The organism is Bacillus sp. MN7755, assembly GCF_054771475.1.
In genome coordinates this window covers 79976-94501 of sequence record NZ_BTRL01000027.1, presented here as the reverse complement: position 1 = coordinate 94501, position 14526 = coordinate 79976, and the positions used below count along the sequence as shown (strand labels likewise).

Genomic DNA, 14526 nt, shown 5'->3' with positions numbered 1-14526 from the left:
AAATTTAATTTTTCTTTTTTTCTTTCTTTTATTTAACCTAGTTAAAAATACGCTAAAAAAATTCTTGTTTTCAAACTAATTACCTACTATTTTTTATTAATCCATCAAAAATGGATTAATAAAAAGGTATACCTTATTTGGTATACCTTTTCTCGCGATTTGTTTACATAATATTATTATTTATATCAATCTATCTAGCTGTTCATATAACAAATTCAAATCTCTCCAACAATACGCTGTCTCTTCTATCTGTACTCTCTCTAAAAATTTCGTATCAATTTTTTCAGGATTAAATTTTTCATAAAACTTTTTAGAAGGATTATTCGTAACGACCCAAACTAAAAGGGATTGCATATCATTGTTTATACATTCCGATAATAAAGCTTGAAATAACTTTTGTCCTATTTGCATTCCTTGATACGTTTGTAAAAGGTAGATCGCATATAATTCCCCATCACAATTATATGTACCGCTTCTTTCTATTCCCCCATCAATGAATCCAACTATTTCTCCATTTAACGTCTCTGCTACAAATCTAAATTGATGATTACCTTCTTGTTGAAAAATGTTTTCCCACTGTTTTTCTCGTTGCTCATATGTTATATTCCCCAAAAATCCGTTAGGGAATATCCCTTTATATGTTGTTTTCCAGCTATCAACGTGTACCTTTGCTATACCCGGTATATCATCTTTTATCGCTCTTCTAATATGTATCTCCATCATTTCCCCCCTCGTTTACTCATCATTATATCAATTTACTTCCTTAAAAACCCAAATAAAAAAAGAGTGAATTGACTTCACTCTTTTTTCTTACAATTATCTACTTTCCACTTCAACTGAAACAACACGATCTATCTCTTTTAGTGAACTATATAGCTCAGTTGTATATAAATCTTCTGGAGCTAAAATGACCATCTCTAATTGTTGAAATGCTCCACTATCTATATCTTTAATCTTCACTCGTTTCACATGCATTCCTAAATTTTTTATCTGCTTAAATATACCATCTAATTCATGATGCTCTTTTACAGTAATTTTTATAGATAAGTCCTTTTGTCTTAATGAATACGGTCCTGCAATTTTCACAAGTTGCGGAAGTACATTAATTGCTAAAATAATTAAAACCATAGCAACCGTCGCTTGTAAATAAAATCCTGCCCCAATTGCTATACCCAAAGCTGAAGCAGCCCACACCATAGAAGCTGTCGTTAATCCAGAAATAACATCATTACTTCTTCGTAAAATAACACCTGCCCCAAGAAAACCAATCCCACTCACAATTTGAGCAGCTAGACGCATTGGATCCATATTTGTATGCCCTGGAACAGAATATACATGTACGGATTCAATTGAAACCATCGTAATTAAACAACTTGCTACAGAAATAACCATACTTGTTTTCACACCAAGTGGTTTATTCTTTAGCTGCCTATCTATTCCGATGAATAATCCTAAAAAGAGTGCTAAACCTAATTTGAGTAAAAATTCATATGACATATTTCAATCTCCTTACTTTACAATGTTTCCCTTGGAATAATTCACTATAACTCTTTTATGATATCAATTCCAGTCTTTTCTATTCATTTAACGTAAAAAACCGAAAAAACATTTGTGACGATGTTTCTCCGGCTTTTTATTACGCTTATTATTTCTGGTCTTTAATCTTAATCTCTGCATCTTTGTAAAATGCTAATTTACTGTCATTATACTCTTTTGTAAAATTGTTAAATTGCTCTTTTGATTTTTGTGCTTCCACATTTAATTCATTAACAGCCTTAACTTTTTCACCAATCTCTTTTAATTTCGTTTCTTTTACCTTTAATTTTTCATACAGTTCTTTTTCAGTCGCTAACGCCTTCGTATAATTTTCATTCATCTTTTGGAATGCATCATAACGATTTTTATACGACTCTTCTACTGCTTTCGCTTGTTTTTGTAACTTTTTATCTTCAAGCTTCTCTATATTTCCTTGAACGGATTTCGTTTCTTTCTGAGCTTTTTCTAGCATTTCTTTCTCATTTTTTAATACTTTTTCACGGTCATCTACATTTGCAGTAGCTTGCTCGATTTTTTTCATAACAGCTTCATTATGATCTTTACCTTCTTGTAAAATTTGAGAATATAGATCTTGACCTTCCTTCTCTAACTTCTCTAGTTTCTTTGCTTCATCAACTAAAGATTTTTCTTGTGTCGCTGCTGTTTCAAAAGCTGTATATAGATTTTCTTCTGGTTTTTCACCGAAACAACCTGTTAATAGTCCTACTGATAGTGCTCCAACTACTGCTACTTTTCCATACTTCAACGTTCATTCCTCCATTACATACGGTTATCATGCCAGAAGTTCACTGGGAAGTGACTCTCTTCATGATAAGCTTCAAACTCATAACCCTTTTCTTTTAACCCTTTTAAAATTGCTGGCACAGCAGCAACTGATTGCGGGTGGATATCATGCATTAAAATGACTTCCTGTGGTTTTGTTGCATTTGTTAATACATTTTGAGCAATTTGTGCTGCAGCTGCATCAACTTGCATTTTATTATATTTCCAGTCTAATGAATCAATTGTCCAATCCCACACTCTAAAGCCGCCTTCTACCACTTTATTTCGAAGACCTTCATTTAATCCAGGCATCGAACCGTATGGTGGACGTGTTAATTTAGGTGATTTCCCAATAATATTTGCAATTAAGCTTTGATCCTCTTTCATCTCATTTACATATTCGCCATTTTTATATAACTTTGCAAAATTATGCGTCATACTATGCATTCCTACATAATGACCTTCTGCATTTTCACGTTTTACTAAATCTGGAAATTCTTTTACATTTGCTCCAATTAAAAAGAATGTCGCCTTCGCATCATGTTGTTTTAACGTATTTAATAATTCAGCCGTATATTTCCCTGGGCCATCATCAAATGTAAGATAAGCAACTTTTCTTTCCTTACCATTAAAACGACTTGGTGCCGTTTTATTCATTTCTACTTTTGGTTGTTCACTTGCGAGTTGTACTACATTTTCTTGTTTTGCAACAGCCTTTGCTGGTGAAGTAATGGATTGAAACATGAAATACCCAATAGCTACCGCTGCAATCGCTATTAAAACGAATACTACTCGTTTAATTTTAAAAGCTTTTTCCATTCTATCGAATTCCTCTCCCTATTAATCTTATATATAAATCACCCAATATAATTATACATCTATTTATTTTATTAAACTATATAAACAGACTTTATATGTATTATAATGGGATTTTTATCATAATGGTTGTTCCTATTCCTTCTTTACTTATAATATTTACTGTACCTCCATGAAGCTCTACCATTTTTTTAACGATAGCTAAACCAAGACCAGCACCTGTAGCATGATTATTAATCTGGTAAAATGACTGTTCTATATATGGTAAATGCTCTTTAGCAATCCCAATCCCTTCGTCTTTCACCTTTATGACTGCTTGTCCTTCATTTTTGGTCGCTTCAATATATACTGTACCATTTTTATGTGAATATTTAATTGCATTTTGAACAATATTTAAGAAAATTTGCTTTAGCCTATTTCGATCTCCTATCAATTCAATTCGTTCTATAGTTTTGATGAATTGCATTTGCTTCTCTTCAGCGTTAGGAGTTAATTGCCAAATCGTCTCCTCTAGTATATCGTATAATTGCACCTTTTGTTTATATAAATTAAAATGATTTGATTGTAATCTTGAAAAATCTAGCAATTCTTCTACTAAGTGAATTAATCGGTCTGTCTCACCTGAAATAATTCCCATGCCTTGCTTGATCTCTTCTTCCGTTAAATAATCTACCGTTTTTAACGTCTCACTCCAACCTTTAATTCCTGTTAAAGGCGTTCGTATTTCATGAGAAATAGAAGCAATAAATTCATTTTTCATCTGTTCCGCTTTTTCTATTTTATCAGACATATGATTTAAACTGCGCGCTAACTCCCCTAATTCACCAGGATAATCCTCTTTAATTTTCTTCTTTAATGTGCCTTCTGCAATTTGTGAAGAAGCATGAATAATAGATTCAATAGGTTTCACAAACGAATTTGCTAATCGTCTACTGATTAAGAATACAATTCCTGAAATAACAATACCTACAGAAATAGTAAACATTATAATTTCAATAATCTTAGCATTTACATGTGTTAATACAGTCGTATATTTTAAAACACCGATAGTTTGTCCTTGATGAATAAGTGGACTAATCACTTCCAATTGTTTCACATTGTCTTTCGTAGTAGTGACTTGATGATACATTTCTCCTTCTAGTAACGAATACGGAATAACTACTTTACCTTCTACCTTTTGTCCACTTGAAGATTGTATAATTGAACCATGACGATCAATTAATTGTAATTCTGTTCCTTCTAATTCAAAACTACTAATGATGTCACCACTATATTCTTGCAAACGAATAAAATATAATGAATTGTATTCAGAGAAAAATCGTGTACTCGTCTTCGCATGAGATTCTACATATTGCACAATACCATTATAATAATATCGATAAATAGAGACTGAAAATACTACTTCAAATAATACAAGCATAAGTATAATGACCGTCATAAAATATAAAGTCACTTTCCGTTTCATCTTATACTTTCCTTCCACACATATCCTTTTCCCCACACAGTAAGAATAAATTCAGGTTCTGATGGATTACATTCTATCTTTTGACGTAGCCGTCTCATATTTACATCTACTACTTTCGTCTCCCCTACATAATTGTTTCCCCAAATCATATTTAAAATTTCATCACGCGAAACGGGCTTTGAAGCCTGATTCATTAAATACTGTAATATCATATACTCTGTAGGGGTTAAATCAATTAATTGTCCACCTTTATATACTCTTTCTTCAATAATGTGTAACGAAAACGGACCAGACATAATTATATTTGTTTTTTCTTCATGTACCTCTATTCTTCTTAATAAAGATTGTATACGTGCAGTTAATTCCACTGGACTAAACGGCTTTGCAATATAATCATCTGCACCAATCCCTAGTCCATGTACTTTATCCTCATTTTGTACACGTGCTGTTAACATAATAATGCCCATTTTTTTATTTCCTTCTCGGATCGCTTTACAAACTTGAAAACCATCAATTCCCGGTAACATTACATCAAGCAATGCTACATCTACAGTATGTTCACATAAAATTTGTAACGCCTCTTCTCCAGTACTAGCTTCTAACACATAAAATCCAGCACGTTTCAAATTTAAGACAATAAAACTACGAATAGGCATTTCATCTTCTAAAACTAAAATTGTTGGCATAATTTCCACCTCCTTACTCTTGTTGATAATCCGCTAGCGGTTTTATATATACTTTCACTTTTTCAAACTTTGGTTGTTTCGGTACTGCATATACGTGAGAAGCCGTTTTAACTGCTGCCTCATATCCTTTTATTTTGAACCATTCTTTTCGCTTAAAAATGTAGACTTCAAGCCATATGTCATTTTTACTTATATCCAAAAACTTTTGGGAATTTGATTCCTTTTGCTGATCTGGTATCGTAATTTTTCCTATTAACTCTTTAGGAATTTTTACATAATAGCCTTTTTCTATATCGATATATCTTTCTTCAATTGGTTTAATTCCAGATTCACTCCACTGTATGTAACGTTCAAAGAGCGGGCTATCACCATGTGGTTTATCTTCCCAACCTTTTGGACGTACAGTACGAACAAATTCAATAATGCCGTCTTCATTAACATCTTTACTTTCTACAACATATTCATTGAACAAATCTTCTTTCCCATCTATAGGTAGTACCTCATAATGATTCTCATCAAATTTTGCTACATACGTTATACCTGAATGAGCGCCAATTCCTGCATCAATTACAATCGCCTTTTGTGATTTTGAAATACGGCCCATTTGTATTCTTTGAATGCTATTTATAAATGGATCGAATGACGCTTCAGATAAAGTCTTAAATTGTTCAATGAATTCAACTGTCAACTTCTCATCTTTTTCATACGTAACAAGGCTTAAATCATTAAGACCGTTTCTATTTAGATCATCTATAAATAACTTTGTATAACGTCGATTATAAATCTCCTTCATATCTTCATTTTCTTCCGAAAAAACATACATAACATGTTCTAGCGATTCACGACTTACAGAGATTCCAATTAATAACTCTCGCTTCCCGTTCCCTGTGAAATCACCAACTTCAACGATATCTACATCTCCACCATCAAATTTTTGCGTAGACTTTATTTTCCACCCACTGCCGCTTTCCTCATATACAGTTAAATATACGCTATGATCTTCATTCGGTAATTTATAAAATATGATGGCTTCTTTTTTATTATCTTGTTTAAAATCCATTGACCAAATCATCTGTTTATCTTTATTAGACATTGGAGTAAGCAATCGATAATTAACAGGCAAATCTTTATCTATTTGCTCTTTTAGTTCATTAATCCATTTCTCATTGGCAGGAGCTTCCATTAAATTTGTTGGAGCTTCAGACATTTTACATCCAGTCAACATAAAAATGATTCCCATAATGCCTATCCATTTCTGCATATAATATCTTTCCTTATTACAGATTTTAATTATTTCTTTTTACTTTTTACTTCTCCAATATTCTCATACATATGAGTATAATTTTTCTATAATAAAAAATCGTTACAGAAAAGTTACAAATCAATTCCGATAAAAAAAGATTGGCAGAAGCCAATCTTTTTTATTATTCATTTCGAACTGATTTTGGTGTTACACCTAGATGATCATTTAATTTTTTCGAAATGTCTTTCACATTTTTTTCGTTTGGAATGTAATAATAAATACCACCGATACGTTTATCTGTACCTTCAATTTGCATTTTTTCCATTTCCAAGTTAGACCCTGCCATATTTTTCGTAATAGCAAGCATATCATCGAAAGTTAAGTTCGTTTTCATATTTTTATCAACTGCATCAAGTAATGAGCCCATTTTACTAATTGATTGGACAGACATTGCTTTTTTAGCAATTGCTTCAATTACAAGTTGCTGTCTTTGACCACGCATTGCATCACTGTCAATTTTACGCGTTCTTGCAAGCGCAAGTGCTTGCTCTCCATTTAAATGTTGATAACCCTTTTCTAAATGGATCATACCAGCTTGGTCTTTACTATCTTGTTCTGTGAAAGTAACTGGTACATCAATATCAATGCCACCAAGTGAATCGACAATTTGTACGAATGATTCAAAGTTAAACTTCACATAATAATCAACAGGAACATTTAAAAATCTTTCCACCGTATCCCGTGTACTTTCCACACCACCAAATACGTGTGCATGTGTAATTTTATCTAATTTCTTTCTAGATGGAATATATACACGTGAATCACGCGGAATACTTACTAATTTAACTGATTTATCATCTTTATTAATTGTTGCTAATAAAAGTGCATCTGTTCGAACAGCTTCTCCGTATTGACTTTTTCTCATTTCACTACCATCAACACCCATGATTAGAATTGAAATGTTATCCTTTAAAGGTTCAACTTCTTTATCACGCTTCGATGACTTATCAATTTGTGCATATGCATCACTTACCACTGCTTTTGCTTTATTATATATTAACGATCCATATCCTACTCCACCAAAAATAAGTAGGAAAAATGGAATTAAAATGAACCATTTTATTGACTTTCTTTTAGAACGTTTTTTACTGCTTCTCGTATTCTGTTCTAATTCAGAGCTCATATCCATTCGCCTCTCTTTCTCTTTCCCAATTATAATGCAAGTCTATTAACCTTCATATTGAATTTCCTTTCAATTACCTTACAATTTTGTAAGGTTACTGCATGAATCCAATATGTACTCCATTTCACATTATACTCTTGTACTTATTTTTGGCAAGTCACTATTTATATAAAAATACGATAAAATTTATATATTACAATTTTATTGGTTTGGTGTATACATAGTTTGCTTTCCATTATTAATAATGAAAGCTGATTTTGCTTTTATTTTCGTCTTTTCTATTTCCATATCTTCATTTGAGAAATTTACAATAATTTTAATATTTTCCCCATACGAAGCTGCTTGTACTAACTTATCTTCTGACAAATATGCAAAATTCGTCATCGCTTCTTTCACTGCCTTTTCATGAACTTCATTCCAAACTTTCAGATGCTGCGTAATTTCTTTTTTATGCTTATTCCACTCTACTTCATCTAAATGGTACAACGGAGGAACGTTATACAATAATTCGTATAGCATACGGTTTCCGACCTCATCTTTTACTTTCAAACTTCCCCATTCCCAGTGATGCGTTGTAATTACAGAATCATTGTATACTAATTTATATAACGGTACTGAATATACAGGATTTAAATACACTTGTTTATACTCTTCTTTTAACGGTACTTGTTTTGCATATTTTTCTGGAACATTTTGATTCGGTGACCAATATCCGCCCACATAATACGGACTTGTTTTGTTTTTCCTCATATCATCATCGTCCCATTTAATAACAGGCGTTTCAATGCCGTGGGCAAATGCAATCGTGCTACTTGCAAAATCATTTCCGCCCTCAGAGCCAACTACCATACCTTTTTCTTGCGCAATATAATCCATTCGTTGTAATCTTGCTTTTAAATCTTGTTCTTGTGTCGTTATATGTTTAGCCGAATAGTCATCATAAATTTCACCTGTTGCATCACAATCAATAAACCATGAATTGTATTTAGGTCCATTTTGTAATATATCGTTCATTCGTTCTTTTACACTAGGAAGAGATAAAGTTGGATTTAATTTTCGTCCTCTACCTAAAAACCCTTGCACCTTTTCTCCATTTCTCTTCGTCACAGTTGCCTCTTCATATAACGATGGATCAGTAAAAGAAGCTGTATTCCAATTTTTATCAGCTTTTTCGTGAATAGAATGGTAAGAATCATACGAACCAACTAAATATCCCATTTTCTTAGCTTCTGTCACGAAATCAGGCTGCATATACCCTTGTTCCCAGTTCGGTAACCCAATCCAAGCATTATCTATTCCTGCCGATTTCATTTCCTTTATAATATCCGTTCCATCTGCCTTACCCCATTTACTTACTTCTTCAACCGCATCACCGAGCACCGACTTTAATACATGCTTATTTAAGTTATATAATTCCATCTTCGATAAATGATCTACACCTTTGTTTAATAACTCACTAGCTTCCTGATCAACTTTTAGGAAAATGTCCTCTTTATACAATTCCTTCATTGATAATACTTCATTCATATAACGCAAAATAACATTTTTTTGATACTTATCAACAAAATCTTGTTTATTTACTTGCTCAAATACATTCAGCTCCCCAGGCTCTGAACTATTCTTTTGAATAAGCTCTTTTATATGACTGAACACAGGGCTATTTATTTGTTCTCTTAACTTTGGCCAATTTACATTACTTTCTGATAAGCCATTTTGATTCCAAAAATAAAAATGAGCTGCGCCGTAAAGCTTTTCTATCTCTTTATTTTTTCTAGCCTTTTCTTCTAATGTTTTGAATTCACCTTTTCGAGCGATATTGTCTTTATATAGTTTCGCAATACTAACTGCATCATTATTTGTCACGTATAACTGAAATCCATATGTTTTATTTTTATTTATACGCGGAAATTCATGTATGAAATCAAATCCTATTTTCGGATCCGAATGAAATTTCAATTCATTATTAAACATATTGTTCGCAATATATACAATGGAATATTTCGAACCATTTAATGCAAAAAACTTCATAGAAAATGATTCAGCAAATGAATATGCATCATCCTTTAAAAACTTTTTCCAATTTTCATCATTACTCGGAATTTGCTTCCCTTCCCATAACGGAAGTGTATAAGTTTCAGCTTGTACTTTCGGCCATGTAAAGCTTTCTGCACCAGTCGATTCCACCTCGATATTTAAGTGATCTTTTTTCTTTACTAGATTCACTTTTACTTTTTGATCTGGATATTCCCAAGATGTGCGACCCTTGTCTTTTTTTACATTCGACACCTTCATTTTCGGCAACGGCTGTGACGCCTGTTCCTTTACACCGTCATGTTCTACAATTAACGTGAAAGTCTCTGGATTTACATCGTAAGTAAACTCTTTATATGTCGCTTTCTTTATTTTAGACCTTTGTACAGCATTGTTATCTTTTACATCACACCCGACTAAAGTCGAAAATGACATAGTTGTAAGCAGACATATCGCTATCATTTTTTTCATCTTCTGCACCTCCACCACTGAATATACAGGGGCTTTGTTACAGGAATATGGCAAAAAATAGAGCCAGCATAACGCTAGCTCTATTTTGAGTATTAAAAATAAGTGTATATGAACAACTATTATCTGCTTAGAATATATATGTAGTACTCTAACCGTGGTTTTTTAGCCTCACTAAATATGAAAGCAAATCATTCAAAGTTTTAACATGCATTTCTTAACTAAAAAAATAAGTGTATATAATATATCCTAAAACTAGCACTAAAATTACTAGCCCTGTACCTTTCCAATTCATACCACCCGTCATATCAACTGGACTACCTGTTTCAGCTCTGTTAAGTCCATCCTTTAAAGAACCTGTAGGATTATTTTTCAATTCACTTTGCCTTATAAGTTCTCTTTTTTCTTCCGGTGACTCTTTCTTCATACGATCACCTCTAAATTAATACACTCTTTACTAAATTATACATTAATATTTTTCTTTTATATGCAAACTTAAAAGATATTTACAACATAAAGAAAGCTAGCGATGCTAGCTTTCTCTATAATCCAATATGTTCTTTCTTATTTACAGTAGTCCCTCTATGATCAATTTCTAACTCACACACTTTCATAGACGTAAATACTCTCGCTAATTGCTCAGCAATTTCTTGACGTTTCTCATACGGCGTTAAAATAAAAATAGATGGTCCTGCACCACTAAGTGCTGTGCCATATGCTCCGAATTCTTTTGCACATTTACGTATAGATGGTAATAACGGTACGAGCTCTAAACGATATGGCTCGTGAAAATGATCTCTTTCCATCATTTCTCCTACAACTTCCCATTTCTTTTGACAAAACGCAGCTACTAATACGTTGCTTATCGCACTAGCCTTTACTGCTTCATGAAACGGAAACATATCTGGTAATACAGATCGGCTTTCATCTGTATTTAGCTCTTCATTTGGAATAAGAGAAATTACGCCTAATTCCTTACTTTCAATTCTTACAACAGAAACATCCTTTCCATCAAGTGCTCCGATTACAATCCCTCCCAATATAGAAGCAGCAACATTATCAGGATGTCCTTCAAAATTTGTAGCAATTTGAACTTTTTGATTAGTAGTTAAGTTCAAATTGCCTAGTTGATTCGCAAGCTCTATCCCAGCTACAATTGCTGATGCGCTACTTCCTAGTCCTCTTGTTAGTGGGATATTACTAGTAACTTCTATTATATGGGGTGATAAAGAAGGACTAACTTTACATGCCGTGCTTACGATTAAATTTTTATCGTCTGTCGGAATAGACTCTTCAAAGGAATGGATTACTTGCCATTTATCAGCTTTTTCTTTTACTACTACATTTAAATATAATGACAAAGCTATTCCTACTGAATCAAATCCAGGTCCAACATTTGCTGTACTAGCAGGAACACGAATACTTAATGGTATCACGACATAATCACCCCTTTAATATGCTCCTTAATTTGTTCTAAATTATTTGAAACACTTGCAATATCTAATGTATTAGAAGAAATTGCGATATCAGGATCTTTCAAGCCATTTCCAGTTAAAACTGCAACAACTGTTTCTCCTTTTTTGATTTTTCCAGATTGAACATGTTTAATTACGCCCGCTAATGAAGCATTTGATCCTGGCTCAGCGAAAATCCCTTCCGATTTTGCTAATAATCTATACGCATGTAAAATCTCTTCATCTGATACCATATCTATTTCACCGTGAGATTGCTCGGCAGCCTCTACAGCATATGACCAACTTGCTGGGTTACCGATGCGAATCGCTGTTGCAATTGTTTCGGGCTCTTCAATGACATGCCCTTTTACAATAGCAGCTGCTCCTTCCGCTTCAAATCCGTGAATTCTTGGCTTTTTATAGCCTTTTTCTTTCTCATATTCACAGAAACCTTTCCAGTACGCTGTAATATTCCCGGCATTCCCAACAGGAATCGCTAAAACATCTGGTGCACTTTGCAATTGGTCACAAATTTCAAATGCTGCTGTTTTTTGCCCTTCAATTCGATAAGGATTTACAGAGTTTACTAACGTAATCGGCTCTTCTGCAGCAATATTTCTTACAGCCTTTAGTGCATCATCAAAATTTCCTTCTATTGAAATGATTTCAGCACCATAGGCAACTGCTTGCGCTAATTTTCCATGCGCAATCTTTCCTTCCGGTATTACGATAACACATTTCATTCCAAGGCGTGCCGCGTATGCGGCAGCCGATGCTGATGTATTACCTGTCGATGCACAAATAATGGCCTCCGAACCTTCTTCTTTCGCCTTTGCGACTGCCATTACCATACCACGATCTTTAAAAGAACCTGTCGGATTCGCTCCTTCGTACTTACCGTATAACTGAATCCCTAATTGTTTTGATATATTTAATAACGGAATAAGGGGTGTATTTCCTTCCATTAAGCTCACATCAGGTGTGTTTTCATTTACAGGTAAATAAGAAGCATATTGGTTTAATAGTCCTTTATACATATTGTTTTTCCTCCTCAATAATGTAGTAACTGTTTATTTCACTTGCGACATCTTCTATCGCCCCTAAAACTCGTTCGAATTGATACTTTGAAGTTTGATGTGTCACAACAACGACTTCTGCAAGTTCACGATTTAAAGGTAATTGAATAACTTCTTTTAAACTTACAGAACAATTAACGAAACATTCTGTTATTTTTTGTAACATCCCAGGTTCATCTCGTAATGAGATACGTAAGAAATATTTCGAAACGACTTCTTCATCCCCTTGTAATTCATATGGTTCTGGTTCTTTTAACGCACTTTTATTTTTCTGAACTTGATTCATATTTTTAACGATTGAAATAATATCACTTACTACAGCAGAACCAGTCGGCAATTTACCTGCTCCAGGTCCGTAAAACATTACTTCTCCTACTGCTTGACCGTGAACATATACGGCATTAAATTCATTATTTACATTTGATAATGGATGATGACTTGGTAAAAGAGTCGGTTCTACACTTAAATGAATGGCTGATCCTTGTTTCTCTGCTTTACCAATTAATTTCATAGTAAACCCTAACTTTTCAACCATTTGTAAATCTTCTTTTTCGACCTTTCGAATCCCTCTTACTTGCACATCATCTAAAGAAACATTCATCGAAAAACCTAAATTTGCAAGAATTGCTACTTTTCTCGCTGCATCTAATCCATCTACATCTGCAGTCGGATCCGATTCTGCAAAACCTAATTTTTGTGCTTCCTGTAAAGCCTCTTCATAAGACCATCCCTTTTGACTCATCTTTGTTAACATATAATTTGTTGTGCCATTTACAATTCCCATTATTTTTTCAATTTGATCTGAAGCTAATCCGTCCGTTAATCCTCTTAACACTGGAATACCACCCGCTACACTTGCCTCATAACATAGATCACAATCATTTTCATTCGCTAATTGGAGAAGCTCCGCACCGTATACAGCCATTAAATCTTTATTTGCTGTTACGACATGTTTCTTATTTCGTAAAGCCTTAACAATATGCTGTTTTGCTTCTTCAATTCCGCCCATTACCTCTACTACAATATCAATATTTGAATCATTTAGAACTTCATCGACATGACTTGTTACTACGATTCCATTGATGCAAACATCACGTTCTTTTTCTAAATCACGTACAACGACTGTCTTTACCTTTACTTCATATCCTGTATCAAGAGCGATTTTTTTATAATGTTCTTTCAAAATATGGACAACACCACTTCCGACTGTACCTAATCCTAACACCCCAACATTAATAACGTTATTCATCTTCTAATCTCCTCCTACAATTTTGTTTTTTATCTCTATCAATCACCTTGTTCTGCCTTTTAATTGTGCAGGTGGTGGTTATTTCCGTACGTACAAATCGTTTCATGTTACAGCACCTCCTTTCAAAGTAATAAAAAAACACACTCATCCCTAGGAAAGGGACGAATGTGTTTTCGTGGTTCCACCCTTGTTCCAATCTAGACATATTTCCCCCTAGATTGCTCAAGTTCAGATAACGGCTGATACCGTCAATAATTACTAGATTGCTCGTTCACTATTGAAGTTCAAAGGTGGTAAAACCATTTCTCGTGTTAGGAAGCTCACACCCTTGACTTCCCTCTCTGTAAACCGTAAAAATGATTTCTTGTCCTTATCGTTACTTTTTCGTTCATGTTTATTTGTTAACTCATTATACTCGCATAAGAAACAAAATCAATACTATTTTTTAATTATTTAAAATTTTCAATCTTAAAATCTATAAAAAAACACACTCATCCCTAGGAAAGGGACGAATGTGTTTTCGTGGTTCCACCCTT

13 protein-coding genes and 2 other annotated features (1 of these 15 running past the window's edge) are annotated in these 14526 nt (G+C 33.5%); all 13 genes read right to left on the bottom strand.

Going from position 1 to position 14526, the window contains the following annotated elements:
* Positions 1-180: 180 nt before the first annotated feature.
* Complete coding sequence (locus ACYVEC_RS26810) at positions 181-720, bottom strand: GNAT family N-acetyltransferase (RefSeq protein WP_142332788.1); 540 nt, start codon at positions 718-720, stop codon at positions 181-183.
* Positions 721-816: 96 nt separating this feature from the next.
* Complete coding sequence (locus ACYVEC_RS26805; RefSeq protein ID WP_000119510.1) at positions 817-1497, bottom strand: MgtC/SapB family protein; 681 nt, start codon at positions 1495-1497, stop codon at positions 817-819.
* Between the two features lie 148 nt (positions 1498-1645).
* On the bottom strand, positions 1646-2302 hold the full coding sequence (locus tag ACYVEC_RS26800) for a YkyA family protein (protein WP_098557437.1): 657 nt from the start codon (positions 2300-2302) through the stop codon (positions 1646-1648).
* Positions 2303-2316: 14 nt separating this feature from the next.
* Complete coding sequence (locus ACYVEC_RS26795) at positions 2317-3138, bottom strand: peptidoglycan-N-acetylglucosamine deacetylase (RefSeq protein ID WP_063221733.1); 822 nt, start codon at positions 3136-3138, stop codon at positions 2317-2319.
* A gap of 100 nt (positions 3139-3238) precedes the next feature.
* The gene (locus tag ACYVEC_RS26790; RefSeq protein ID WP_063221734.1) at positions 3239-4600 is read right to left on the bottom strand and encodes a sensor histidine kinase; all 1362 of its coding nucleotides are present in this window, start codon (positions 4598-4600) and stop codon (positions 3239-3241) included.
* Complete coding sequence (locus ACYVEC_RS26785; RefSeq protein WP_063221735.1) at positions 4597-5286, bottom strand: response regulator transcription factor; 690 nt, start codon at positions 5284-5286, stop codon at positions 4597-4599. Before ACYVEC_RS26785 ends, ACYVEC_RS26790 begins: the two co-directional genes overlap by 4 nt.
* A gap of 13 nt (positions 5287-5299) precedes the next feature.
* Positions 5300-6547 (bottom strand): hypothetical protein, encoded by a 1248-nt coding sequence (locus ACYVEC_RS26780; RefSeq protein ID WP_063221736.1) that lies wholly within the window; start codon positions 6545-6547, stop codon positions 5300-5302.
* A gap of 163 nt (positions 6548-6710) precedes the next feature.
* On the bottom strand, positions 6711-7712 hold the full coding sequence (locus tag ACYVEC_RS26775; protein ID WP_063221744.1) for an LCP family protein: 1002 nt from the start codon (positions 7710-7712) through the stop codon (positions 6711-6713).
* 201 nt (positions 7713-7913) lie between these two features.
* Entirely contained in the window at positions 7914-10214 is a 2301-nt protein-coding gene (locus ACYVEC_RS26770; RefSeq protein WP_063221737.1) for a glycoside hydrolase, read from the bottom strand.
* A 214-nt stretch (positions 10215-10428) separates the two neighbouring features.
* The gene (locus ACYVEC_RS26765; protein ID WP_063221738.1) at positions 10429-10638 is read right to left on the bottom strand and encodes a DUF6366 family protein; all 210 of its coding nucleotides are present in this window, start codon (positions 10636-10638) and stop codon (positions 10429-10431) included.
* A gap of 115 nt (positions 10639-10753) precedes the next feature.
* Positions 10754-11647, bottom strand: a complete 894-nt coding sequence (gene thrB / locus ACYVEC_RS26760; protein ID WP_063221739.1) for a homoserine kinase — start codon at positions 11645-11647, stop codon at positions 10754-10756.
* Positions 11644-12702: a threonine synthase gene (gene thrC / locus ACYVEC_RS26755; protein WP_063221740.1), complete on the bottom strand. Its 1059-nt coding sequence runs from the start codon at positions 12700-12702 to the stop codon at positions 11644-11646. Before thrC ends, thrB begins: the two co-directional genes overlap by 4 nt.
* Positions 12695-13990: a homoserine dehydrogenase gene (locus ACYVEC_RS26750; protein ID WP_460509166.1), complete on the bottom strand. Its 1296-nt coding sequence runs from the start codon at positions 13988-13990 to the stop codon at positions 12695-12697. The genes thrC and ACYVEC_RS26750 overlap by 8 nt, the downstream gene beginning before the upstream one ends.
* A gap of 154 nt (positions 13991-14144) precedes the next feature.
* Positions 14145-14376, bottom strand: a binding site (T-box leader).
* A gap of 115 nt (positions 14377-14491) precedes the next feature.
* Positions 14492-14526 (bottom strand) — a binding site (T-box leader) (it continues 197 nt past the right edge of the window).

What these genes read in the sequence shown, in the direction of transcription:
- ACYVEC_RS26810 (WP_142332788.1), bottom strand. Translation starts at nt 720, where the DNA reads ATGGAGATACATATTAGAAGAGCGATAAAAGATGATATACCGGGTATA.
- ACYVEC_RS26805 (WP_000119510.1), bottom strand. Translation starts at nt 1,497, where the DNA reads ATGTCATATGAATTTTTACTCAAATTAGGTTTAGCACTCTTTTTAGGA.
- ACYVEC_RS26795 (WP_063221733.1), bottom strand. Translation starts at nt 3,138, where the DNA reads ATGGAAAAAGCTTTTAAAATTAAACGAGTAGTATTCGTTTTAATAGCG.
- ACYVEC_RS26790 (WP_063221734.1), bottom strand. Translation starts at nt 4,600, where the DNA reads ATGAAACGGAAAGTGACTTTATATTTTATGACGGTCATTATACTTATG.
- ACYVEC_RS26785 (WP_063221735.1), bottom strand. Translation starts at nt 5,286, where the DNA reads ATGCCAACAATTTTAGTTTTAGAAGATGAAATGCCTATTCGTAGTTTT.
- ACYVEC_RS26780 (WP_063221736.1), bottom strand. Translation starts at nt 6,547, where the DNA reads ATGCAGAAATGGATAGGCATTATGGGAATCATTTTTATGTTGACTGGA.
- ACYVEC_RS26775 (WP_063221744.1), bottom strand. Translation starts at nt 7,712, where the DNA reads ATGAGCTCTGAATTAGAACAGAATACGAGAAGCAGTAAAAAACGTTCT.
- ACYVEC_RS26770 (WP_063221737.1), bottom strand. Translation starts at nt 10,214, where the DNA reads ATGAAAAAAATGATAGCGATATGTCTGCTTACAACTATGTCATTTTCG.
- ACYVEC_RS26765 (WP_063221738.1), bottom strand. Translation starts at nt 10,638, where the DNA reads ATGAAGAAAGAGTCACCGGAAGAAAAAAGAGAACTTATAAGGCAAAGT.
- thrC (WP_063221740.1), bottom strand. Translation starts at nt 12,702, where the DNA reads ATGTATAAAGGACTATTAAACCAATATGCTTCTTATTTACCTGTAAAT.
- ACYVEC_RS26750 (WP_460509166.1), bottom strand. Translation starts at nt 13,990, where the DNA reads ATGAATAACGTTATTAATGTTGGGGTGTTAGGATTAGGTACAGTCGGA.